At 59.6% G+C, this 21,369-nt stretch carries 19 protein-coding genes and 1 tRNA gene; 7 read left to right on the forward strand and 13 right to left on the reverse strand.

All coding sequences use genetic code 11. The annotated features are described in order from the left end of the window. Positions 1-2: 2 nt before the first annotated feature. The 3 genes from AC1ME3_RS19025 to AC1ME3_RS19035 all read right to left on the reverse strand — a co-directional run bounded on the left by AC1ME3_RS19025 (position 3) and on the right by AC1ME3_RS19035 (position 2,933). Positions 3-1,349: a lipopolysaccharide biosynthesis protein gene (locus AC1ME3_RS19025; protein ID WP_480955984.1), complete on the reverse strand. Its 1,347-nt coding sequence runs from the start codon at positions 1,347-1,349 to the stop codon at positions 3-5. Further along, on the reverse strand, positions 1,346-2,071 hold the full coding sequence (locus tag AC1ME3_RS19030) for a nucleoside/nucleotide kinase family protein (RefSeq protein WP_480955985.1): 726 nt from the start codon (positions 2,069-2,071) through the stop codon (positions 1,346-1,348). The genes AC1ME3_RS19025 and AC1ME3_RS19030 overlap by 4 nt, the downstream gene beginning before the upstream one ends. Before the next feature lie 85 nt (positions 2,072-2,156). After that, positions 2,157-2,933, reverse strand: coding sequence for a nucleoside/nucleotide kinase family protein (locus tag AC1ME3_RS19035; RefSeq protein WP_480955986.1), 777 nt, complete (start codon positions 2,931-2,933; stop codon positions 2,157-2,159). 187 nt (positions 2,934-3,120) lie between these two features. On the opposite strand from AC1ME3_RS19035, the gene AC1ME3_RS19040 reads away from it, so the two are divergent. Both AC1ME3_RS19040 and AC1ME3_RS19045 read left to right on the forward strand, forming a co-directional pair. Next, entirely contained in the window at positions 3,121-3,786 is a 666-nt protein-coding gene (locus AC1ME3_RS19040) for a response regulator transcription factor (protein ID WP_480955987.1), read from the forward strand. Beyond that, a complete protein-coding gene (locus tag AC1ME3_RS19045; protein ID WP_480955988.1) occupies positions 3,783-5,162 on the forward strand; it encodes a sensor histidine kinase in 1,380 nt (459 codons plus the stop codon). The genes AC1ME3_RS19040 and AC1ME3_RS19045 overlap by 4 nt, the downstream gene beginning before the upstream one ends. Before the next feature lie 46 nt (positions 5,163-5,208). Here AC1ME3_RS19045 and AC1ME3_RS19050 read toward each other — a convergent pair whose 3' ends face one another. The 4 genes from AC1ME3_RS19050 to AC1ME3_RS19065 form a co-directional block, all read right to left on the reverse strand. Next, the gene (locus AC1ME3_RS19050) at positions 5,209-5,862 is read right to left on the reverse strand and encodes an outer membrane protein (RefSeq protein WP_480955989.1); all 654 of its coding nucleotides are present in this window, start codon (positions 5,860-5,862) and stop codon (positions 5,209-5,211) included. A 311-nt stretch (positions 5,863-6,173) separates the two neighbouring features. Then, positions 6,174-6,680, reverse strand: coding sequence for a Ros/MucR family transcriptional regulator (locus tag AC1ME3_RS19055; RefSeq protein ID WP_480955990.1), 507 nt, complete (start codon positions 6,678-6,680; stop codon positions 6,174-6,176). Between the two features lie 1,499 nt (positions 6,681-8,179). Beyond that, positions 8,180-8,255 (reverse strand) — tRNA-Val (locus tag AC1ME3_RS19060). A 2,151-nt stretch (positions 8,256-10,406) separates the two neighbouring features. Next, complete coding sequence (locus AC1ME3_RS19065) at positions 10,407-10,922, reverse strand: hypothetical protein (RefSeq protein WP_480955991.1); 516 nt, start codon at positions 10,920-10,922, stop codon at positions 10,407-10,409. A 733-nt stretch (positions 10,923-11,655) separates the two neighbouring features. Between AC1ME3_RS19065 and AC1ME3_RS19070 the strand changes: the two genes are divergently transcribed. The 3 genes from AC1ME3_RS19070 to AC1ME3_RS19080 all read left to right on the forward strand — a co-directional run bounded on the left by AC1ME3_RS19070 (position 11,656) and on the right by AC1ME3_RS19080 (position 12,899). Continuing rightward, positions 11,656-11,877 carry a hypothetical protein gene (locus AC1ME3_RS19070; RefSeq protein ID WP_480955992.1) on the forward strand — a complete coding sequence of 74 codons (222 nt, stop codon included), beginning with the start codon at positions 11,656-11,658 and terminating at the stop codon, positions 11,875-11,877. A 7-nt stretch (positions 11,878-11,884) separates the two neighbouring features. Beyond that, positions 11,885-12,238 (forward strand): hypothetical protein, encoded by a 354-nt coding sequence (locus AC1ME3_RS19075; RefSeq protein WP_480955993.1) that lies wholly within the window; start codon positions 11,885-11,887, stop codon positions 12,236-12,238. Between the two features lie 493 nt (positions 12,239-12,731). Next, entirely contained in the window at positions 12,732-12,899 is a 168-nt protein-coding gene (locus AC1ME3_RS19080) for a hypothetical protein (protein WP_480955994.1), read from the forward strand. Here AC1ME3_RS19080 and AC1ME3_RS19085 read toward each other — a convergent pair. Both AC1ME3_RS19085 and AC1ME3_RS19090 read right to left on the reverse strand, forming a co-directional pair. Next, positions 12,896-13,285 (reverse strand): type II toxin-antitoxin system VapC family toxin, encoded by a 390-nt coding sequence (locus AC1ME3_RS19085; protein WP_480955995.1) that lies wholly within the window; start codon positions 13,283-13,285, stop codon positions 12,896-12,898. The genes AC1ME3_RS19080 and AC1ME3_RS19085 overlap by 4 nt on opposite strands. Further along, on the reverse strand, positions 13,278-13,526 hold the full coding sequence (locus AC1ME3_RS19090) for an AbrB/MazE/SpoVT family DNA-binding domain-containing protein (RefSeq protein WP_480955996.1): 249 nt from the start codon (positions 13,524-13,526) through the stop codon (positions 13,278-13,280). Before AC1ME3_RS19090 ends, AC1ME3_RS19085 begins: the two co-directional genes overlap by 8 nt. A 211-nt stretch (positions 13,527-13,737) precedes the next feature. Here AC1ME3_RS19090 and AC1ME3_RS19095 point away from each other — a divergent pair, with 211 nt between their 5' ends. Continuing rightward, positions 13,738-14,214 (forward strand): lyase, encoded by a 477-nt coding sequence (locus tag AC1ME3_RS19095; RefSeq protein ID WP_480955997.1) that lies wholly within the window; start codon positions 13,738-13,740, stop codon positions 14,212-14,214. 133 nt (positions 14,215-14,347) lie between these two features. Here the strand turns inward: AC1ME3_RS19095 and AC1ME3_RS19100 are convergent, their stop codons facing one another. After that, positions 14,348-15,502, reverse strand: coding sequence for a hypothetical protein (locus AC1ME3_RS19100; protein WP_480955998.1), 1,155 nt, complete (start codon positions 15,500-15,502; stop codon positions 14,348-14,350). Between the two features lie 83 nt (positions 15,503-15,585). Between AC1ME3_RS19100 and AC1ME3_RS19105 the strand changes: the two genes are divergently transcribed. Further along, complete coding sequence (locus AC1ME3_RS19105; RefSeq protein WP_480955999.1) at positions 15,586-16,821, forward strand: integrase; 1,236 nt, start codon at positions 15,586-15,588, stop codon at positions 16,819-16,821. A 658-nt stretch (positions 16,822-17,479) separates the two neighbouring features. On the opposite strand, the gene AC1ME3_RS19110 is transcribed toward AC1ME3_RS19105, so the two are convergent. Genes AC1ME3_RS19110 through AC1ME3_RS19120 form a run of 3 tightly spaced genes read right to left on the reverse strand, consistent with a single transcriptional unit; the run spans position 17,480 to position 21,257 of the window. Then, complete coding sequence (locus AC1ME3_RS19110; protein ID WP_480956000.1) at positions 17,480-19,633, reverse strand: xanthine dehydrogenase family protein molybdopterin-binding subunit; 2,154 nt, start codon at positions 19,631-19,633, stop codon at positions 17,480-17,482. Continuing rightward, positions 19,630-20,649 (reverse strand): FAD binding domain-containing protein, encoded by a 1,020-nt coding sequence (locus tag AC1ME3_RS19115; RefSeq protein WP_480956001.1) that lies wholly within the window; start codon positions 20,647-20,649, stop codon positions 19,630-19,632. The genes AC1ME3_RS19110 and AC1ME3_RS19115 overlap by 4 nt, the downstream gene beginning before the upstream one ends. Continuing rightward, positions 20,649-21,257, reverse strand: a complete 609-nt coding sequence (locus AC1ME3_RS19120; protein WP_480956002.1) for a (2Fe-2S)-binding protein — start codon at positions 21,255-21,257, stop codon at positions 20,649-20,651. The genes AC1ME3_RS19115 and AC1ME3_RS19120 overlap by 1 nt, the downstream gene beginning before the upstream one ends. Positions 21,258-21,369: the final 112 nt, after the last annotated feature.

Below are 21,369 nucleotides of genomic sequence, written 5' to 3' on the forward strand. Positions count from 1 at the left end.
TGTTAAGCGGCCTTTGGGGTCGGTTGAGCCAAGGTCTGGCGGTGGCGATAAGAAGAGAGCGTCGGGATCAGCATCGCGACGGCTTTCAGGCACACGCCGGCAACGTACGCTGCCCCGGCACCGGCGATCCCAAACTGATGGATCATAGCAAAGAGAAGCCCGGCATAAACAAATGCCGCGAAGCCTTCGGCGACCAAAGCGGCGCGCTGTCGCCTTGCCATGTAAAGCAGCGACTCAAGCGGAAAGCTGGCCATAGTCACGACCAGGGATGCGGTCATCAAGCGCAGCAGTTCATAGGCTTCCATATAGCGCTTGCCGAAAACCAGGTTGATCAGCGGCTTTCCACCAACGATTACCAGAAGGAGGATGGCTAAGCCGATCGCGCCCGCGACAAAGGCGCTGCGAATTCCGAGCAGCCAGGGATGTCGGCTGGCAGGGTCGAGCCGCATGATCTCGGGGTAGAAGCTGCGTGACAGGAGGTCTGCAGGCTTGCTGGCGGAATCAAAGAAGGTCGCCGCGATTTTAAACAAGCCGGCGCTTGCTGGTCCGAGCATGGCACCGACGATCAGGTTGCTTATCGGACCCCAGGCAGACCAGATCGAGTGCGCGATGTTGGTCGTCCAGACAAAGTCCCAGGCCCCCTGCAACCGTCGGCCAGGTCCAATCAGACGGGGTACTAGGCCATTGTGTATGCCCTTGGCGCGCAGTTCACGAACCGCCATCCACCACAGGCAAAGATCTCCCGCCAAATCTGCCAGATACCAGGTGAGTACGAACCCGGCGAAGCCGAGGTGGCCGAAATACGAAATTATACCGCCGGCTGCCCGCAGAAGCGGCGTGACAAGCTGCTGAAAAGCTATCTGATCGAAGCGATCCAGTACCCGCAAGATGCCGGTCGGCGTCGCCGCCGTCATCGTGGGGATCAACGTGCAGTAGAGCAGCGCCCAGCCAAGGTCGCCGCTCCCTATGCCGAGCCAGCCTGCCAGGAAGGGAAGGAGGACCAGCCCCCCGGCGAGACCCAGAAGCCCGCTGGCGAGATCCAACCCGAATGCAAATCCCGTGACATCACGCAGTTCGTCATCGTTGCCACGACCAAGAGCTGGGGCACCGTAGCGAACGATGAATTGCCACGTCTGGAATTTGACAAGTCCGCCCACTCCGTTGGCGTAGGAATGGATAAGCACCAACGTGCCGAACATCGCAGGAGTCATGCCCCGCCCGGCACAGGCCAGGGCAATGAGGCCAAGCAGCGCCCCCATTAGCTTGCTGGATCCAAGGTACGACGCATTGCGGATAATGGTCCGGAACACGCCATCTGCGAACCAGCGTTTGATCGCGATGTGTTTCATCGAGCGCCATTCGCCCAGCGACCCGCGACAGGGTTATCGATAGCGAGCTGCGACAACCGATCATCGATCGCTGCCTTGGCCTGCTCGAGCACATGCTCAAGCGGGCGATCGGCGTCGAGCTCGACAATTGGGGCATCGGCAAACGCCAGATGCGGGACATCGACGATTTTTCGAGCAAGTGACGTCACGCGGTGATCCGATTTGCGGGATACCGCCACATCGAGAGAGACGTTGAGGCGTAGCACCAGGTCTGGCACGGTCGCGACCATAGCCCGGAAGCGGCGCAGCTCTGCCCTAGCAAGTAGCCCCACCAATCCGTTGCGCGATGCGTGCGCAAGGCCGAGCCCGTCCATCGGGCCGGGCCGGGCAAGCTGGGGAAATCTATCGGCGATGATCGCGTGCCCTGCTTGGCGCAAGCGCATCATACGGCGAAATCGCCGCACTCGTCGCAGCGAGAACGCGTAGATGACAATCGCCGGCAGGACACCCGGCCCCCCGTCCGCCTGTGCTTTGCGCGCCTTGGTCTGGATCGATTTGTCGAGCCGCCCCCCCATTAGGGGGAGCTGCGCGATTTGACGGCCGATGTTCCCGGACTGCTTGCCGAGATGACAAATCTGTACCGGCCCGCGCTCAGCAAGCCATGCTTGCAGCGCTTCGGTTACCGTCGATTTGCCGGAGCCGTCGCAGCCGATGACTGCAATCAGAGGGGGAAGTTTGGTCATCGAGGTATCAATTCAAAACAAAGTCAATCACGCCAGCCTTGCAACGACACAAGGCTAAATTCCATTGGTATGGCCGGAATCGGACCTACAGGCCCTGTAGGCCGTACCGCGCAGCTGCGTCCAATATCGTTGCGATGACAACGTGGTACGGGAGCGTCGCATCGACATCGACAATTGGCGCTCCGCCAAACAGCAATGTCGGTATGACGGCAAGCTTGCGTTCTAACTGCGCTCGCTCGTGATCGCCTTTACGTGCAAGCGCCGTATCGGCATCGACGTTCAATCGAATGACAAGCGTAGGCTGATAGGTAGACATATCCTCGTACAGCGCTCGCTCGCGCGCCGCTATCTTCTTAACAAGAGGACTGCCTTTACGCGTCCATGCAAGGCTGGGCCCGTCGAACGTCCCGGCCACTTCGGCTTGAGGGTAGCGGTCTGTCACGACTTGAATGCCGCGTTTGCGATACGCCAACACTTGTCGGAAACGACGCAGCCGCAGAAGGGAAAAACCGAACATAGCAGATGCTGTTGCGAGGCCGGGCAACCGCTTTCCGGCACCATCATGCGCCTTTTTAGCCTTACCAGTAAGAAAGCGTTCGGCGATCGGCCCGAGTACCGGGAGTTGACCAATTCGGCGACCAAGATCGCCGGTCCCAAGTCCCAGATAGACCGATCGGGTTGGAGCGAGCCGGTTTAGTCGCTTGGTCAGGTCGGCTGCCAGCGTGGATTTACCGGCACCATCGCAACCGATCAGTGCAAGGCAGGGGGCCCCTTTCGCCATGGGCATTCTAAGGGAGCGCTTTGACGCGTAGCCGCGGTCGGTTTGCGACATTTTAGTGTGCAGCAAGCTGCTGGACGTCATCGTTAGTTAGCCGTTCGGTTGGCACCGGAATTGGTGTCGCTTGGCAGGGTCAGCTGCGAATCGAACCAAACAATCTAAATGACTTAGCTGACGCGAAACTGACGATGCGCCAAGCTGCCCGTATATTTGACGGCGCTCCGCAGCGGATCTATTTCGTTGTCACCTACGAAATATCCGGAGTCCCGCCTTGCCTCGTCTGCTCGTTGCAGAAGACGACATCGATCTTGGTCATGTTATGAGACTTGCCCTGGAGCAGGAGGGTTACGTGGTCGATCTGGTAGCCCGGGGCGACGAGGTGCTCGCCGCCATGCGCGCCAGCGATTACGATGCCCTATTGCTGGATGTCGGCCTACCGTATCTGTCAGGGATCGAGGTTCTAAGGCAGTTGAGGTCTGGCAAGGATACGACGCCAGTAATCATTATCACAGCGCTTGACCGTACCCGACACCGAATTGCCGGACTGGACGCTGGCGCGGATGACTATGTCGTGAAGCCGGTAGACCTGGCGGAGTTGGCGGCCCGCATCCGGGTACAGCTACGCCGAAAAGACCAACGGCATAGTGAGCAACTCAGCGCGGGAGATGTACAGGTTGATCTGGTTGGACGGGTTGTCACAAAAAATGGTGAAGCGGTCGCGCTGACGGCAAAAGAGTTTCGGGTCCTGGCGCTACTGGTTCGACGTAGCCGGCGTTTCGTAACGACAGGCGACCTCGAAGGAGAGTTATACGATCACGATCATGGCGCCGAGTCTAATACAGTAGAGGTCGCGATTTCATCACTGCGTAGAAAACTTGGGCGCGATTTTATCCGAACGGCACGTGGGCTCGGTTACATGGTCGGCGAAAAGGGATGACAAGATCGACCTTATCAACGCGCCTTTACAGACGCATACTTCTTTTGATCGCCTTAACCGGTTTAGCGATGGGGCTGATTCTTTACACAGCAGCAAGACACGAGGTCGCCAAAACCGCTGACGCACAACTTGTGAACGCCTCGTTACTACTTTATATGATGATGGAGAAAGACCTCCCAGCCCAGGTGCTTGGCACTCACAATACTACATCGTCACAAGGTTTGGATGGGCCGTTGTCTCCGCAGGAAAAGTCCGCCTTTCAGGCGACTTACGACTGGTGCATGTTTACCGTCCTTTGGGATGGGCGTCCAATTGCTCGGTCTGGTTGGGGTGCGCCAATCCAATCGATCCCCCGCCAGCCAGGGTTGCGCGACTTCAGCGCAATGGGGGACAGCTGGCGTAGCTATGGTCTGTCTGCGCATGATGGAAGGCTGCTGATCGTCGTCGCCGAGCGTAACCCTCTCGGCGAATTTTCTATCATTCCCGTGCTCCGAAGGCTGGCACTACCGCTTGGCCTGTTGATCGCGGCGGGAATGCTGATGCTATGGAGGACGCTGCGCACAAGTCTGTCTGAGGTAAATCGCCTTATCTCAACGATATACCGACGAAACCTGACGGATTTGACCCTGCTGGAGCCATCGGAATGGTCGCTCGACCTGGAGCCGCTGATCATTGCGCTGAACAAACTTTTCGTTCGGCTTGGCAATGCCTATGAACAGGAGCAGTCGGTCACAGATGACGTAGCTCATGAGCTGCGCACTCCACTGTCTTCTATCCGAGCACAGGTGCAATTGCTAAACAGATCGGTGCCTGAATCACTTAAAGATGATACAGATCGCCTCGTTAACAGCGTCGACCGGGCAAACTGTTTGATCACAGGCATGCTAACGCTTGCTCGTCTCAACGCTACCACTTTCGCGAGTCGGTCAGTGGATGTTCATGCGGTTGTCGCCAACGTGGTCGCCGACGCAATCATGAACGTTCCGAATCTTGCTATGGAATTTACTGTTATTCCGGATCATGTCGTGCGCTGGCGATGTGACCCGGAGGCGCTGACGATGGCATTGTCAGCGGTGATCGATAACGCGATCAACCACGCGTACAACGGTGGCACTATCGAAGTCGCGATAGTGCCGAGCATGGAAGACCTTACTATTACGATAAGTGATCGCGGTCCCGGGATTGAAATGCTCGATCATGACCGCTTACTTCAGCGGTTCGAACGGGGGCGTTCGACATCTTCAGGCAGCGGTCTGGGGCTTTCGATTGCTACAAAGGCGATGGCGCTTGGCGAGGGGACAGTTCGGCTTGCTAATCGTGAAGACAGCCCGGGGCTATCAGTCATTCTCACCCTGCCGGTAGACCGAAAACATTGAAGGTGGATGGCGTCGAAGATCTCAACGCTATCCACCCACTCTCGTCTTAGAAACGGACGCCCATTGCATAAACGACCTGCTGCCGGCTCGGCTTTAGGCTGGCGCTCAACGCGTCGGTCTCGGCCGAAATGCGACCGTATTTGGTGTAAATATACTCGAGCCGACCATAAACGCCGCTGCCAACTGCGGCTTCGATGCCAGCGCCTACATGGAAGCCATCGAAGTTGTGACCAAAGTTTTCATCAGCCAAGATCAGCTCGTTATCTTGGTAGTCAACCGTTACACGGCCGTTGGAATATCCGCCTTTACCGTAGATGAGGAACTTGTCATCCAGTACTGCGCCGACGCGTGCACCAGCCACTATATTCCGACCGGCACGAACGCATAGCCGATCTTCGCCGTACAGTTCGCCACATGCTTTGGTTGTCGAGCCTTCAAGCCCCGCATAAGCGCCGATAACAATTTTGTTGTCGGGACTGTAATCGTAGCCAACCTCGCCGCCATAGGTGACGCCGCTCTTGTCCGCAGACCGGCTGACGCGATTACGGTTATCCTGAATAGTGGCGCGAATATCGGGGTTGTCCCAACCGGCGCGCAACTCGATGCGTGGCCCATTAAAGGTCTGAACAATATCCTGAGCATAAGCCGACGTAGATACGAAAGCCGCCGTAACAGCGACGCCCATGGCAACGATCTTCATTAATTCCTCCCGGAGCCGGCGCGATCGCCAGCCACGGTCTTAAAAGCCGACTGAGGTTAACAAACCCGATAAAATGGTACCATTTCTGACCAAAATCCAAATTTGTCGTCTTAGCTGATGCCGTGTTGCCGACCTACCCGAAATCGCCTGTCGGGGCCGGCGAAACGGAACGATGGCGCTTACCGAACGGCTATCATCGGGAGTTCGGTTCGCCGACCTCAACGTCCTCATTCGGGTGGGGGGTACAGACTGAACGCAGCAATGCCTTAGAGTACCTGGCGTCCTGTTTCCCAGCACGCCAGGCCCCTGGATTATTCCGCTGCTGCGTCTTCGGCCTTGCGCTTGCGCGGAGCCGGAGTGGGCTTGATATCGGCCTTAGCGGCATTCGTCTGGCCAGGCTTTCGACCCAGGCCAATGCTCTTGGCCATCGTACGACGTGCTTCTGAATAGGTAGGAGCGACCATGGGATAATCCGCCTTCAGGCCATACCGCTCGCGATATTCCGCCGGCGTCATGCCATTAGTGGCGAGATGACGACGCAGCGTCTTGTATGGCTTGCCATCGATCATGCTGATGATGTGGTCGGGGCTGGCAAGCGACTTACGCGCCGTCACTGCCGGCGTGTATTCCTGAACAGGTGCCTCGGGCTCAGCAGCCGTAGCATTACCGCCTACCAGCACCGAAACAGTTTCGTACATTTTGTTCAGGAAGGCCGGAACGTCGTCAGCATTGGTGCGCGTGTTGGGGTTGGCTAACCAGGCTATTGTCAATTCGGTGGCGAGCTCAACGGGGTTTAGGTCGATGGTAGTGTCGGACATAGAAAATCTCCATTTCTGGAGACGCGTCTAGGTAGCCGACTGGTATCTGGCAAGCTCTTACAGCTCTTTAGCACCTGTTTGGGATGTAGTACTTTTTTCACCCCGGTATGGATCATATCCAAATAGTATGATCTCTTTGCCATCAAGAGCGGTTGATTTCCTGATTGGGAACGTCGTCGGGGAAGCATGTGTAGGATGCTCGTTTTGCATCGGCAATTGTGGGGGGCATAGCTGCGGAGCACGTTCCGGCATGTCGTCGGGCTAGGCGCCTTCGTCGTTGAAACTCGACCATCGGCTCGGCAAGGATATCGAGCGCCATCGTCGGCAGAAAATCGAGCGAACGCTTCAACTCAACGACCCGCTGGATGGCCCGCACGTTGTTCAAGTTCCACCATAAAGGCTGCGCTCGCACCGCCTCTCAGAACGGCGGGGATGCGTATCGTACATTTTCGACCATGTTCAAACGCCTTCTTTAACAAGCAGTTACGAAGGTAACTCGACATGTCGACACGTCTACGTGGTAAGCGACTTTAGTTTTGCTTGATCGACGAAACACGTAACGGCTTGGATATAGGCACGTCACAAGTGACGGTCAGGGGAACGCTATACGTATGCTGGTGGCGGGTCCGGGCGACGCCGCTAGCGTATCTCCCAATGTGTTGCTCGTCTGGGGCTCGAAGTGCATGAGTGACGCGAAATGGCAGGTGTCGCGTGATGCTGAACGCCCGTTCCGCGTGCCACATCTGCATGCGAACATCGAGCAAGCGTTTGCGACCGCAACGTTCGAACAACCTTTACCGACACAGTAACGGGTGCGCATCCGGCATCCGTCCAACTGCTGCTCGAAACGACGTAACTTCACCTTTGTCGACAAGCCGTTCGCCGATGCCCTTGCTGAAGCGCCGCGGCAAAATACGTAAACTTCACCTTTGTGCCGTGTCCCGTAAAAAGGGGCACCTGCGGAGGCACAGAGTGCAGGGGGCAGTATGAAAACAGGATCAACACAAGAACTAGCAAGCTCGGAGGTCGGCGCGGCGCAAGCGTCCGTCGGTGCGGTGCCCAGCCAGGCAACCGCCTCAACGATAGCGCACAAATATCGGCGCGCACTGAAGAACGGCACCGGCGCTACCCTGACGTTCCTCGAACTGCAGTTGCTCGCACGTCTTGGCGCTCTGGATCTGGTGACCCGTGCAGAAAATCAGGAGCTCATGAACTGGCAAGAGATACTAGCCGGTTCGTCGCCTGGGCCCGCTAGCCCGACCACCGCCGTGATCGAAAGACCACCGGCATCCGCTAGGCCACAAAGTCAGGCAACCGACGATCGGGCATATGTCAAAGCACTCGGACTTGCGACCTAGAGACTGCAAAGATGACGATCCACGCGCCCTTCGAAACCAAACGCACCAAGCTTCAGAGTAGCAAGGATGCCGGGGTCGTGTCCAAATCCACGAAAGCCACCGCGACACGGTCGCTAACGTATTGTTATTGCCGGGGATGGGTGGTGGGCGATGACGGGCTCGAACCGCCGACATTCTCGGTGTAAACGAGACGCTCTACCAACTGAGCTAATCGCCCCCTCTCGGGTAGATCTCCGATGCCAAACCCCGGCGACGCGGGCAAGCTAAAAGGGTTTGGCGGTCACACAATTCTCAGTGATGCGCGATCATGAGATTGAACGTGGTGCCGCTCCCTGACATTCGGCACGACTGCAGTGTTTTCCACAAACCTGCGAGGCCTACGAAACCAGAGCGCTTCACGTCGACTTTCTGACATGTCGAATAGTCGACATATTGGCCGTATGCCCCGAAAGCCGAACGGCGACTTTAGGAACAGATAGGCGATAAGGCGCCATTGCCGTCCGGTGCCAAACCGGCACCAGCCGGCGATGAGGATTTATCCAGATGTCGTGCTGCACTCGCCAGCCCCCTCACGATCGGATGTAGTCGTGCACAAGACAATTATGCCTCAATCTGTTCCGCCCCTCGCGAGCATTGGGGACGGGTGGAGGATGGCATCGGTCACTTGAGGACGATGCAGCCGATATACGTCGCCTCCGACGGATCAATGCTCTGGAACAAGGTGGTCATCTCGGACGCCACCCTGCGGAACTACATGTCGGTCATGAGTGGCATAAACCCCGAACCTCAAGCCGTTCTCGATATTGCCCCAACTGCTGCGTGCAATCGCGGGGAAGCTGTGCGGACGATCATGGATGCTGCACCGATGTGCAAGGGCCGCATTCGTTATGCAGCGAAGGAGGGAATTAGCGACAGTGCCCGAGTTATGCGCCCATAACGTCCGCTATCGAGGCGCGCCTAATCCGATCTGAACGTCATGGATTGAGTGGAAGCGGAATGGGGAGATAAAGAGTTTACTTGCGCGTTTTTCTTGATTAGCCCTCGGGCTTGCGAAATAATCCCGCGACGGCATTCCGGGGTGGCCATGACTGAACCCAAGTTTTCAAGCCTGTACCGCGCAGCGCTGCAACACGAACACTTTTTCGAACAGTGCGCAGACCCCCGAAGACGCGGAAAAGCGCATATCGTGAGCTCGATGGTGTTCGAAGCTTTGTTCGATGTGTTTGGCGATCCCGAGAAAGCGTGGATTCGAAAAGGACGGCCACGCCACGTCATCTTCGCTTGGTGGGTAACGAGGAAAAGATGCAGGACCACGAACACGAAGCAAGCGCGCGGGAGCTTCGAGACCGTATCGCTCAGATGTCAGATAAGGTTTTGCGCGCGTCCTATCGGGCCAGCCGAGCAGAAGTGGGCGATCCGTGGCGGGATGCCTTGGCAGCAGCGATGCAGGAACGCCTAAGACGAATGGCTTTTGCCCGTCCGAACGATCTTGCCAACGCTAAATCCGCTTAGCCAAGCAAACCGCAGATCCATAGCTTCATGGATCGCGAACGGGCAGGCGCTTGGTAAGCCCTTTTCGAGACCGCTTTTCAGACCCGCGTCGTAGGCGGCGCGTAATAGGTCCGTTGTCATGTAATTTTAACGCGACACTTCCCAAAACGGGCCCTAAAACTAACATGTATTTATTACAAGGAAACAGTCTTCATCCCGCGTTACTCGTGGTAATACCAGGCATGGCGATCATAGAACGGGCTTTCGAGATCGCGCGAGGCGGTAAGGCGCGGACGATAACTGACATTCGGACGCAGTTGTCTCGCGAAGGATTTGATCACGTTAGATCGCATTTGAGCAGCTTAGCGCTGAAAAAGCAGTTGCGAGCGTTGCTCAAGGGTCAAGCCGGAACGCGTTTCGAACCTGAGTAACGCCCCGTTAAAAAAACGGCCCGCCCAAAGGTCAAGAAGGGCGAGCCGGCCGTAACGCGCATTTGGGAGGATACGTCCCGGCGATCCAGATACGAACTCACAAGCGCTACGGTTTCATCATGATAACGGCCCGCCCCTAACGTGATGAGCGCGAGGCGGGCCGACCGGGCCACTGCCAAGCAAACCCGGCGTGACCATAACGCACCGGCAGTACGAAGTTCCGTCCGCCCGTAACGGCCCGCTCACGGTGCACCAGTGAGCGGGCCGGCCAGTCACTTTCCGGAGCTACCTGGCAGTATAGAAACGCGACAGTGATCGCCGAGTTCACGAATGACGACCCGTCTCGATAGCCAAGAGAACACGAGGCGGACCGGCCGAGGCCGGAGGACGACCTTGGCCGGCAAATTATGGGAATGGTTAAGCTGCTCAGCAACCGCGTCGGTAGTTCATCTGAGCATTTTGGAAGTCAGCGTGACGGGAGCAAGGCTGGCAAGATAAGCTTTTCCGTGGAGCCCAAGCAGCGTAACGCGACCGGCATTCTCAACTTGCACAGCCTTCAGATACGATCTGGGCTTTTTCATCAACTTCGGCTGATCGAGCCCAGTAAGCCCAACGATCCGCGCGGCTTCCTTTACGAAGGTCACACAGTTGTGGTCTGCTAGGCGATACACGCTGTCGGGCTTCCCCTCGCTCCACGCGTCGACCAACCGCAGCACCGCTTCATACTGTACATCGCTCATGATTACTGAGAATTGCGCATCGCTCCCCGCGACATAGCCCGGCTTGGCTATGTCGAGCTTTCCCGCAACGGGCCCCATCAAAAGCGCTGGCGAGACCGATTTAGCAGTGAACCCGACATTCGTATCGACCGGCGCACCGCCTGCATCCGGTATCCCCCGCAACGTGAAGAACGCGTGGGGGAAGCTGTTGCCAAGCTCGTGGCTCCAGAACGTGATCGTCACTGCGGCCTGCGCAGGACCGGCAGCGAAACTCCACAGAAAGAAAGCCGCAGCGAGCGCTAAAATGGTCCTCATACAGGAAGTTACAGCTATCCGGTGGCGTGGAGCAATCTAGAATCGCACCGAGCGCCGACCATAAGTTTTAAAAACCGGAAGCACCGCAGCGGGGAGGCGTCTTGGGGAGGCTCAACCCGCTGCGATGATCAAGTGATGACATTGGCCATTACCGTAATCAACAAATAACTAGTCTCGAAATGAAACGATGCCGCGACGAACGTGTGTGACGAGCACGAAAGAGGAAGCCCGCCGCGACAATCGAAACAACGCACGAGCGACAGCCTTAGGTCAATTGCTTAGGTTAAGGCGTCTTGTCCGCCACCTTCATCAATTATCAGCACCATTGTGACCCATACGGTCACGGGAATGGAAGACGCATAACCACGACAGCCGTGAGAAACGCCGCTAATTGCGCCGGCTTTGTCGATCTTGCAAAGCCTTCCAGTTCGCTAATGCTTCCGCGTCATGTTGACGACGCCTGGCCCGCCGACGGGCACGCTGCCTGTTCTGCTGAAGAAACCGGTTGGCGGTTAGCCCTGCAACGCTCAAGCTCGCTACTCCAGTCACAACGACGACAACCATCCCGCTCATGCTTCCTCCGATACACCCGATTCGGCCGGAATAAATAGCATTCGCTCTGGTTCTAACCAGACCCAAAACTTACAGCGGATTCCCGTTGATGGACATCATCGTTAAAGATAATCACGCGGCCGCCAAATTGGGATCGCGTCACCGACGCTGGCAAAAGCATATCGGACGCGATCTTGGAGCAGGTACCGACGATCTTCCAGCCCAGCTTCAATGGAAGCGCGACGCTGTTCCTCTGGGCGCAGGGATAACCAATCATCCGGAGCGTTTCTTGGTGAAAGCCTCGGCCCGCTCGGCTTGCGCCGCAAGTTGATCAAGCCATGGCAGATGCCAACAAAACGGCCTTCTTATTCACGAGGGTGGTCGCTTCCGCTTCAGCCCGATCCGAAGCCACGCGCCCGCAACTCATCGCTCACTCTGCTCATGCGCGTCTCTACCTTCCAAGTCCCCATCTGCAAGGCTATGTTGCGGATATAGACGAACTCACCACCTTCATTGTCGGCATAGACTTTCCGAAAGAGGACAAGCCGAAGCGCAACAGAAGCGCAACAGGCGCATGGAATGCATGCTTTGCGCGCCTGGCGAAACGGCGATTGCCGTTACTAACGGGCGTTTCCGACGAAGATCCCCCGATCCAACCTAATGCCGCCGACCTGCCGTATTTGGGAGTTTGACGCGGCAGACGGTTTGGCAAATGGATGAACGCTTTCGGCGGGGGCGGGAGCGTTTTTCTACGCTTCTGTCGCATTATTCTCGTCGGCCATCTCAGTGGAACCATTTGCGCCCCATTGGGTCGCCCCGTGCCCCCGCCGCCAACATTAAGCCGAGTGTGTTGTCATCCTGGTACACGCCAGACATTCGCGGGACGGCGAGGGACCAAACCCACTGGCCGAGACCTAACGCCCCTGGGGTATCGCTTCGATCGCCGAGCACAGCCAGATGGCGACGAGGGGAAGGTCGAGTCGGTCGGCAAGGTCTCGCAGCTCGGCTAGCTGGGCCTTCAGATAGTCAACGGTCTCTTTGCGTTCATTAGTCATCTAGTGAGCTAGCGGCGATCAGTGGACCGAGTCGACCACTCCAATGTACTAACGAAAGCTGATTTTTGCACTAAGACCACGCGCCCTCTACGGCCTTTCACGCCGCCCCCCGCATCGTTATCATAGGTTGATGACTAAGACTGTCGGACAGCTTCGGGCCGAGGCTACCGAATACCGGGAACTTGCCGAGACCTTTGAGGGCGCTTCGATGCAGCAGGCGCTACTGGAGACCGCGACGGCCCTGGAGCGCCTTGCGGATGACCAGGAGGCCGACCCGGACTTCTCCCGCCGCATCTAGGCTCGAACATTAGTCGCGGTAATAGCGACGTCCGCCTTCGTCAGGGCGACGTCTGTCGTGTAAATCTCTGCTCCCAGTTCTATCGCTAGCGCCAAGCACGCCCGATCTCCTAAAGAGAGCCCAAGCGGCCGGGTGGCGGGTCGTAGGTCGCCGATCATCATTGCCTGAACCGTCGATAATGGACGGACGTCTAGATGTAGCCCACCAAGGGCTTCCCTGACTTCAATCAATGACAGGCCGCGTTCGCGCAGCTTCGACACGACCTCGGCGAGGTTTGCTGCGCCAATCAGTGATCGTGTCAGTACCTCGGCGACCCGATCGGCTCCTGGCTCATCATTAAGTAGACAAAGCAGAGCCGACGCATCGAGTACGATTTTGTTACTCATGCTCCGCCTCAGCACGTCGGTCCGCAATCAACTCGTCAGCCAAGCTCGTGCCCTCAGGAACGTAACGACGCAGAATGGCACGGGCGCGTTCAAGGGCTTTCGAAACTGACCGCACCCGTAATTCACCATTGTCGATATCGACCATGACGGTATCACCAGGGCCGATCCCTAGTTCTCTGCGCATCATAGCAGGTATCACAAGCTTTCCGCCTTCGACGATCTTGACCCGCTGCGCTTCCAAGGAACCATCCTTTCAAACCTAACCCGAACGAAACAAACTGTACCGGGCTCGGGGATAGGAGTCACTACGATATTGGGTGTGCTCGCGAAAAGCGTACCGTAACACGGGATGCGCCATTCATCCCGAGCTGGCTAGCTTGCCGACGAATGTCCGAAAGTGGGCGGAAGCGGAATGGTTAGCTGCCGTTCGTCGCTGGTGGTACGCTAGGTCGATGACCAAGCGTTACGAGCCTGCTTCTGACTTTCTAAGGGCAGTCGCCGCCGAGGAAGTGCCGCTTTCAGGCTCGAACTTCGCTGAGGCAAACATGCGACAGCTTATCGCGATGACGCGGGACGACGACGTCTCCAACCGCGATTGGGCGACCATGCTTCTTGCAGCGGAGGAAGCCGATACGCCAGAGATACGGGACGCACTCCTATCGGCCGCCAACGATGAAAACGGCGTCGTACGAGCAGAGGCGCTGGTCGGTATCGCGCAGCGTGACCGAGGGCTGGCGCTACCGCTCGTTCTAAAGGCGTTATCTGGTGAATGGGCAGGTATGCCCCTGTTCGAGGCCGCCGCATTAGTTGCCGATCCCGCCTTAGTGGATGTCCTACGGCTTTGGACTGAGCCGTCAGATGATGAGTGTCTCGACAAGCTCGCGCACGAGGCCCTGATAGCTTGCGAAGATAGCTTGCCCATCCTCTAGTTGATGAATGTCGGCTATTGGGCGGAAGCGGAATGCCCGAGATGGGGAGATGATTATTTATCTGAGCTACCGTAGATCTGACCGTTTGCAACGGGTAGCCAAAGGCTGAACAGGTAATCGAAACGCGCGACGATCAAAGATCCCTCGAACGTTCCAGTAACCGATCGATATCAGCCATGCTTGCATCAAGGTCGGCCGTGGCAAGGGCCAGCGGCCCGTCGTCCAGGATAGCGGGTTGCTCGAACAAAAGCTGACGTTGCGTCGGTTGAATACGACCGCCTGCTGCGAGGGTAACAAGACCGGCACGGGCGAGCGCATGCGCCTGGATATCGGCCCCGGCTCGAGACAGACCTAGCGCCCGTGCAAGCTGTATCCGCCGCAGCGGGCCGATTGCAACGATGAGCGCCCACGCGTCGCGCGTGCGTGCGTTGCGGGAGAGGCCGGTAAGCGTTTCAATACCGCGAACGCAGCGGCGGTTGCTCTGTTCAAGGTAGTCAAAGGCACCGCGAGCGATATGTTCGCAATGTTGGACAAGTGCCTCCGCGCGCTCCTGAAGCGTCAAATTGAGGCGAAAGACGGTCCGCGGAAGCTGCCCCGCAAGTCCAGGCATGACGCCCGTGTTTTGGCCCAGCAACGCTAGGTTGAGTGCCCAACACCCTGAAGGTGGTGCTGCAACATGGCGGTGCAGCGGTCCATCCGGCAGGTCCAGCATAGCGTCATGGCTGTGCTGCTGGGCAAAATCGGGATCGTCGAACAGTACATCGATAGCGCCAACGGCCGGCGCGATATGCTGCAAAGGGTGATCGGCAGCAAGCCCAGCGAGACCGAGAGCTATAGCAAGCGGGCCAGTTGTCGGCGCTGCGAGCAAGGCGGCATTGGCTGCGTCGAGGAGTGCCAACTGATCAGGCCCAAAACGTCGGGTCGCATCGACCACGCGTGCCAGCATCGCGGCAGGCGCTGCGATCGCGGGCACGCCATGATCAGCAAGCCATAAGAGTACAGCGTCACGACGGAGGTCGTCAGTGAGGAGAAGCGTGTCGGCGTCGATGCTTTCCTGATGGGCAAGACCGACATCGCCGACGCCGGCATCGCGCCGGTACGCGCGCCATGCCTCAGCAACAGTCGCAAGACCGCTGATCTGGTTGCGTTCGGCAGTGGCAAACCGTGTTGCGCCGATCAGGCACCCCAGTGCGTGAGCCAAGGGAACAAGATCATGACGCACCATAATCTTGAGGTAACCTAGCAGATTGAAGATTACTAGGCATTGCTCTAGAGATTTATAACGCACTTACCATAATCGGACATTATGGTAACTACTGCGATGTGCTACGGAGGCGGAATGCAGGGTAAATCAGACCAGCGGGCAGCCGCATGAGCGAGATCGTCGTCCACCGCACCGACGGGGAGGGGCTGCCGGTCCGGGCACGACGTGGGTTGGTCGAGCCGATCGATGCCCGCGTTACCCGGTTGCTGGGCCTTGCGCTGTCCGCCGATGCCGGCCCTGTCAGCGAGATCGGCTTCGCCGCGCAGCTCGGCGCGATGGCCGCGGCGAGCAAGGCAGCACTGGCGTCGGACCTTGCCTGCTATCTGCGTTGGTGTGAGGACATCCGTGTCGCCCCGCTGCCCGCAGAGCCCGAAAACCTGGTCCGCTACATCGCCATGCTCGAGGCGAAGGGCGCCAAGCCCGCGACGGTCGCCCGGCGGGTTGCCAGTCTCGCCACCGCACACGGCCTGTCAGGCCTGCAGGAGAGGGGGCACGCGCCGACGAGCCACGTGATGGTCCGCGCTGCGCTCAAGGGCCTGCGCCGGCGTCGTGGCGCGGCCCAACGCCAGGCGGCCCCGTTGCGCTTCGGGGCCTCGCTAGATCCACATACCAAGGGGTTCACGCTGACCGCGCTGCTCGGCGCCTGTGGCGGCGATCTGCAGGGGCTGCGTGATGCCGCGCTGCTATCACTGGGCTATGACGCTGGACTGCGCGTCAGCGAGCTCGTCGCCGTCACCGTCGCGCATATCGATCCGCACAGCGATGGTTCTGCGCTCCTGTTCATCCCCTCGTCCAAGACCGATCAGGAAGGGCAGGGGGCGTGGGGCTGGCTGTCCGCGGACACGATGCGCCGCGTTGGCGCCTGGCTGGTAGCGAGCGCCATCACCGAGGGGCCGGTCTTCCGCCGTGTCGGAGTCGATCGGCGCCGTCTGCGGACCGCGGTTCCACCGATGGCGTACGAGGCAATCCCGGGGCACACGCGGCACTGGCAGGAGAAGCTCAAGGGCAAGAAGGCCGAACCGGCGCGGACGGTCTACACCGTTGGGACTGCCTCACTGAGCCGCCAGGGCGTCAACGGAATTTACCGGCGCGTGGCGCTGAGTGCGTTCGATCAGGGGCTGGTCGAGATGCCGATCGCGAAGGTCGAGGAGGCTGCTAGGGCGCTATCAAGCCACTCGCTGCGGGTAGGGCTGACGCAGGATCTGTTCGCAGCCGGGGAGGACGGCGTTGGCATTGCCCAGGCGCTGCGTTGGTCGTCGCCATCGACGGCACTGCGCTATGGGCGGAAGCTTGCCGCCAGGAGCAATGTTGCGGCGCGCGTGTTGTCGAAGATCAGAGCCTGATAATCGCGTTACCCGGTGAGTCTTACGGGACAGACAGCGGTCCCGGCAGCTGCCGAGGGAACCACGTCAGGAGAGCGTCCGACAGCGCCGTAGCGACAACTGAGGGATCGCCTGTTCGGGTGCCACTAGCGCGCACCGTGGTCGCCTGCCCCGTCCACACGACGTGATTGTCGCGGCGCAGCGATACCGTCACCTGGAGACGGGTTACGATCAGTCCACGCAATTGATCCTTCCCCGAAGGCAAAGTCAGCGACAGGCCGCCAAGCCCCGCCGCCATGCCCGGCCGATCCGATCGATCGTTGCCGGACCTGACGACACCGCGCTGTGTCTGCGATACCTCAACCTTGGCGACGTAAAGGCTGTGGTTCGGGTCGGGCAGGGGCAGGAATGGTGTTCGAAGAAGGGTTCGCTGAACGGCGTCTGTGAACGTTCTTGTGATAGCGGGAGACGTAGTCGAACTATCAGCAGCCACGATCGCTATCGTGCCGGGCCTAACCGCGGTGGTGGGAACCGGCGATTGCATCATGGCTGCTGCCGCAGCGAGAGGAAGTACGTACATCCAACAAGGTCCGATGCTTCAAGAGGCCTTTTGATATAGCTCGGCACGTCGGAGGCATGTGATTTCCCGTCCCAGTCGCGGTCTTTCGCCTCGGTTCGATTACAGAAGATCTTCGATCCTGAACGGCATCTCGCGCAGCCGCTTGCCCGTCGCATGGTGAATGGCATTGGCAATGGCGCCGGCACAGCCCGTCATGGCAACTTCGCCAAGCCCCTTTGCGCCAAGGGCATTGATCAGAGGATCCGGTCGATCGATAAAGCCGACGTCTATCGACCCGATGTCGGCATTCACAGGCACGACATAGTCGGCAAGATCGTTGTTGAGCCACCCACCATAGCGCGGATCGACTTCGGTCGCTTCGCGGAGCGCCGCACCAATGCCCCAGATCACGCCGCCCCGAACCTGACTCTCGGCCGTGCGCGGCGAGATCACCCGCCCGCAATCGGCAATGCTGACGACGCGTGGCACGCGGACGCGGCGCGTACCGGGTTCGACATGAACTTCAACGAAGTGGGCAATGTAGCTGTAGGTCGTGAAGGTCGAGTAATCCGGCCCGACCAACGCCATGCCGCCCTTGCGAAGTGTCGCCAGATCCTTCGGACCCTGGTCGACCGCAACATGCTCGACCTCAACCTGAAGCGAGGGACGTCGCACGGTCGCGAGCTGTCGGTGAAGATTGCCCGCCACCTGACGCCCCGCCAACAATTCGGCCATGGCAGCGTTCAACTTGGCAGCCGCCTCTGCCGCTGCCGGCACGACGCTTGCAGTGCCCCAGGATCCCGCCGTCGTATGCTGTGGCGCTACGCTGGTGTCGCCGATCGCGATCTCCAGTTTCAAAGGATCGATCGCCAGTTCGCGTACGAGAACCTGTTCGATGGTCGAGCGGATGCCCTGGCCCATCTCATGCCCTGCAGCCGCAAACCGCGTCGTGCCGTCTGCGTTCACGCGTAGAGTGACGATGTTGGGATGGGCGGAGCCCGGATAGGCGCCCGATGCCACGCCCCAGCCGACCTGCGTGCCGTCGGGCAGCGTCATCGATCCCGGCTGGAGACTACGCCGTTCCCACCCAAAACGACGGGCGCCCTCCGTCAGGCATTCCGATAGATAGCAGGACGAGAGTTTCTGGCCGTGGATCGGATCGGTCGTGGCGCGGTGGCGCAGTCGGAAGGCGACCGGATCGACGCCGAGCTTGAGGGCAAGTTCGTCCACCGCGCTTTCGAAGGCGAAGCACGATGGATGCGGCGTCGGCGACCGCATATAACCTGGCGCCTGCGTATCGATCCGCAGATTGGCGGCGGTCCCGTGATAATTCTCGATACCGTACAGCATGGGCACGGACTCATGGTAGTCAGGCGGAAACTGGCCTTCGCGTGATTGCTGCTGATCGGCATCGTAGCGCACCGCGATCATTTTGCCGCTGGCATCCGCACCGATCTCGATCCGGTGACGGTTCTTTGGCCGGAAGGTCGCGTTATGGAAAATCTGCCCGCGCGGCAGGACAAGTTTGACCGGTCGGCCGAGCAGCATCGCGGCGCGGGCGACAAGGGCGGTCTGGCGCTGTGCCCCACCACGCTGGCCGAAGCCCCCGCCGATTTGTGGGCTCTTTACCGTCACCTGCTCGGGCGTAAGGCGCATGTTGCGCATTACGGCACCCTTAGTGTTGCTGCTGCTCTGCGTGCTTTCGTAGATGGTGAGTTGCCCGTTCTCCCATACAGCCGTCGTCGACAGCATCTCGATCGGGTTATGGTGCTGTGGCGGTGAGACATAGTCCGCCTTGTGCCGGGTTACCGCGCGCGCCATCGCCTGCGTCGCATCGCCCGCTGTCACCGGTTTGACGGCTTCGCGCACCATCCCCGGCTGCTCGATGAGCGAGGTGAACGCGGATGCGACTGTGTAGGTCGGACGGATAGCTTCGGCACCCTCGATCGCGGCCTCGAGCGTCTCGGCAACGACAAGTGCGACCGGCTGGCCGCGATAGGCAATGTCGGCCGTGAGCGTCGCAGGCGGGGGCGGTGCGCCAGGGGTCGCAGGAGGGGGCGGCAGAAAGTCGGTCGCGGTCAGCACGCGAACAACGCCCGGCACCTGCATCGCTGCATCGACCGACAGCGCGGCAATCCGCCCCTTCGCAATGGTTGCCGGGACCTGCATGGCGTACAGCAGCCCAGCGACCTGATGGTCGGCTCCATAGCGCGCAGCGCCCATCACCTTCTCACGGGCATCGGCACGGGGACGGTTGGGGAAGGGGGCGGTCATGACCGGTTCCTCGCTGCGGCGATAGTCAGGGCATCGGCAACGGTCCGCGCGCCGAGTTCGATCTTGAAGCCGTTCTGCTTGCCAGCTTTGGCATCGGCAAACGCAGCGTGGCCTGCCGCCAGTGCGGTCGCCGGGGTCAGGGGCTTGCCAGTCAGCAGCGCCTCTGCCGCGGTCGCCCGCCATGGTTTGGTCGCCACGCCGCCAAGTGCGATCCGGGCGCGTGTCACGGTGTCACCATCCATGTCCAATGCGACCGCTGCCGAGGCGAGCGCGAAGGCGTAGCTCTCCCGGTCACGGATCTTGTGATACGTCGAATGCCGGCCTGCCTTCGTCTTTGGCACGACGATCGCCGTGATCATCTCGCCTGGCTGCAGCGTGAACTCCAGGTTCGGCGTGCTGCCCGGTAGGCGATAGAGTTCGGCAATCGGGATCGCGCGGCTACCGCTGGCGCCCAGCACTTCGACATAGGCGTCGAGCGCGACGAGCGCGACGGGCCAGTCGCCAGGCGAGACGGCGGTGCATGACGAACTCTGGCCCAGCACGGCCTGACCGCGGTCAAGCCCGCCGATCGCCGCGCAACCCGAGCCCGGCTCTCGCTTGTTGCAAGGGTAGGTGTTGCCAACCGACGTTCCGCCCGCACCGTTTCGGAAATAGAGACAGCGGGTCTGCTGGAGCAGGTTACCACCGACCGTCGCCATGTTGCGCAACTGCTGCGAGGCAGCCTTCCACAATGCCTCGGCAAGGACGGGATAATCGCGCAGGACGACCTTGTCGGTCGCGACCGCGCTCATCGGTGCGAGTGCCTCGAAGCGTAGCCGCTCGCCGTTCGTCTCAATTCCATCGAGCCCTCGGATCGTGGTGACGTCAATCAGGTGCTGAGGCTTCTCGATGTCGAGCTTCATCAGGTCATAGAGCGAGGTGCCGCCTGCGATGTAGCGCGCACCGGCTCCTGCGGCTGTGAAGGCCTGGACTGCCGCTACGGCGCTTTCGGGTCGTGCATAGGTGAAGGGACGCATCAGGCTTTCTCCCTTCCCGCAACCTGCTCGATCGCCGCGACAATGCCGACATAGGCGCCGCAGCGGCAGATGTTGCCGCTCATATATTGGCGAATGCGGTCCTTTGATGTGGCGTTGCCTTCGCGCACGCACGCCACTGCCGCCATGATCTGTCCCGGTGTGCAATAGCCGCATTGCAGCGCGTCGTGATCGATGAAGGCCTGCTGCATCGGATGCAGCGTTTCGCCATCGGCAAGCCCTTCGATTGTTGTCACGGCGCGTCCATCGACCTTGGCTGCGAGCGTGAGGCAGGATGCCACACGCCGACCGTCGACGTGGACGGTACACGCGCCGCATTGGCCGTGGTCGCAGCCTTTCTTGGCGCCAGTCAGGTGCAGTTGCTCACGCAGGAGATCGAGCAGCGATGTCCGCACATCGATCTCTACCGGTACCGCCTTGCCGTTGACCGTCGTCCGGATCGCCAATCGGACGCCCACAGGCTTGGCCGCTGGCGCAGCGACTGCAGGATCGCCCTCGGAAATAAGCGTAGATGCGGTAAACGCAGCAGTGCCACCCAGTGCGGTGCGCCGCGTTAGCGGCACGCCCAGCAAGTGATCCATATTAGCCATCTACATCTCTCCGGACGGGCGCCTGCCTCGCGCGGCATTCGTAGCCGAAACAGATGCTTAGCTAAAGCGCTCAGATGGGTCGTGCAGCCGTCGCTACCATCGACGCGTGCCA

Source organism: Sphingomonas sp. BL2 (assembly GCF_056680015.1).

What these genes read in the sequence shown, in the direction of transcription:
- AC1ME3_RS19025 (WP_480955984.1), bottom strand. Translation starts at nt 1,349, where the DNA reads ATGAAACACATCGCGATCAAACGCTGGTTCGCAGATGGCGTGTTCCGG.
- AC1ME3_RS19030 (WP_480955985.1), bottom strand. Translation starts at nt 2,071, where the DNA reads ATGACCAAACTTCCCCCTCTGATTGCAGTCATCGGCTGCGACGGCTCC.
- AC1ME3_RS19035 (WP_480955986.1), bottom strand. Translation starts at nt 2,933, where the DNA reads ATGACGTCCAGCAGCTTGCTGCACACTAAAATGTCGCAAACCGACCGC.
- AC1ME3_RS19045 (WP_480955988.1), top strand. Translation starts at nt 3,783, where the DNA reads ATGACAAGATCGACCTTATCAACGCGCCTTTACAGACGCATACTTCTT.
- AC1ME3_RS19050 (WP_480955989.1), bottom strand. Translation starts at nt 5,862, where the DNA reads ATGAAGATCGTTGCCATGGGCGTCGCTGTTACGGCGGCTTTCGTATCT.
- AC1ME3_RS19055 (WP_480955990.1), bottom strand. Translation starts at nt 6,680, where the DNA reads ATGTCCGACACTACCATCGACCTAAACCCCGTTGAGCTCGCCACCGAA.
- AC1ME3_RS19070 (WP_480955992.1), top strand. Translation starts at nt 11,656, where the DNA reads ATGGACATCATCGTTAAAGATAATCACGCGGCCGCCAAATTGGGATCG.
- AC1ME3_RS19075 (WP_480955993.1), top strand. Translation starts at nt 11,885, where the DNA reads ATGGCAGATGCCAACAAAACGGCCTTCTTATTCACGAGGGTGGTCGCT.
- AC1ME3_RS19080 (WP_480955994.1), top strand. Translation starts at nt 12,732, where the DNA reads ATGACTAAGACTGTCGGACAGCTTCGGGCCGAGGCTACCGAATACCGG.
- AC1ME3_RS19085 (WP_480955995.1), bottom strand. Translation starts at nt 13,285, where the DNA reads ATGAGTAACAAAATCGTACTCGATGCGTCGGCTCTGCTTTGTCTACTT.
- AC1ME3_RS19095 (WP_480955997.1), top strand. Translation starts at nt 13,738, where the DNA reads ATGACCAAGCGTTACGAGCCTGCTTCTGACTTTCTAAGGGCAGTCGCC.
- AC1ME3_RS19105 (WP_480955999.1), top strand. Translation starts at nt 15,586, where the DNA reads ATGAGCGAGATCGTCGTCCACCGCACCGACGGGGAGGGGCTGCCGGTC.
- AC1ME3_RS19110 (WP_480956000.1), bottom strand. Translation starts at nt 19,633, where the DNA reads ATGACCGCCCCCTTCCCCAACCGTCCCCGTGCCGATGCCCGTGAGAAG.
- AC1ME3_RS19115 (WP_480956001.1), bottom strand. Translation starts at nt 20,649, where the DNA reads ATGCGTCCCTTCACCTATGCACGACCCGAAAGCGCCGTAGCGGCAGTC.
- AC1ME3_RS19120 (WP_480956002.1), bottom strand. Translation starts at nt 21,257, where the DNA reads ATGGCTAATATGGATCACTTGCTGGGCGTGCCGCTAACGCGGCGCACC.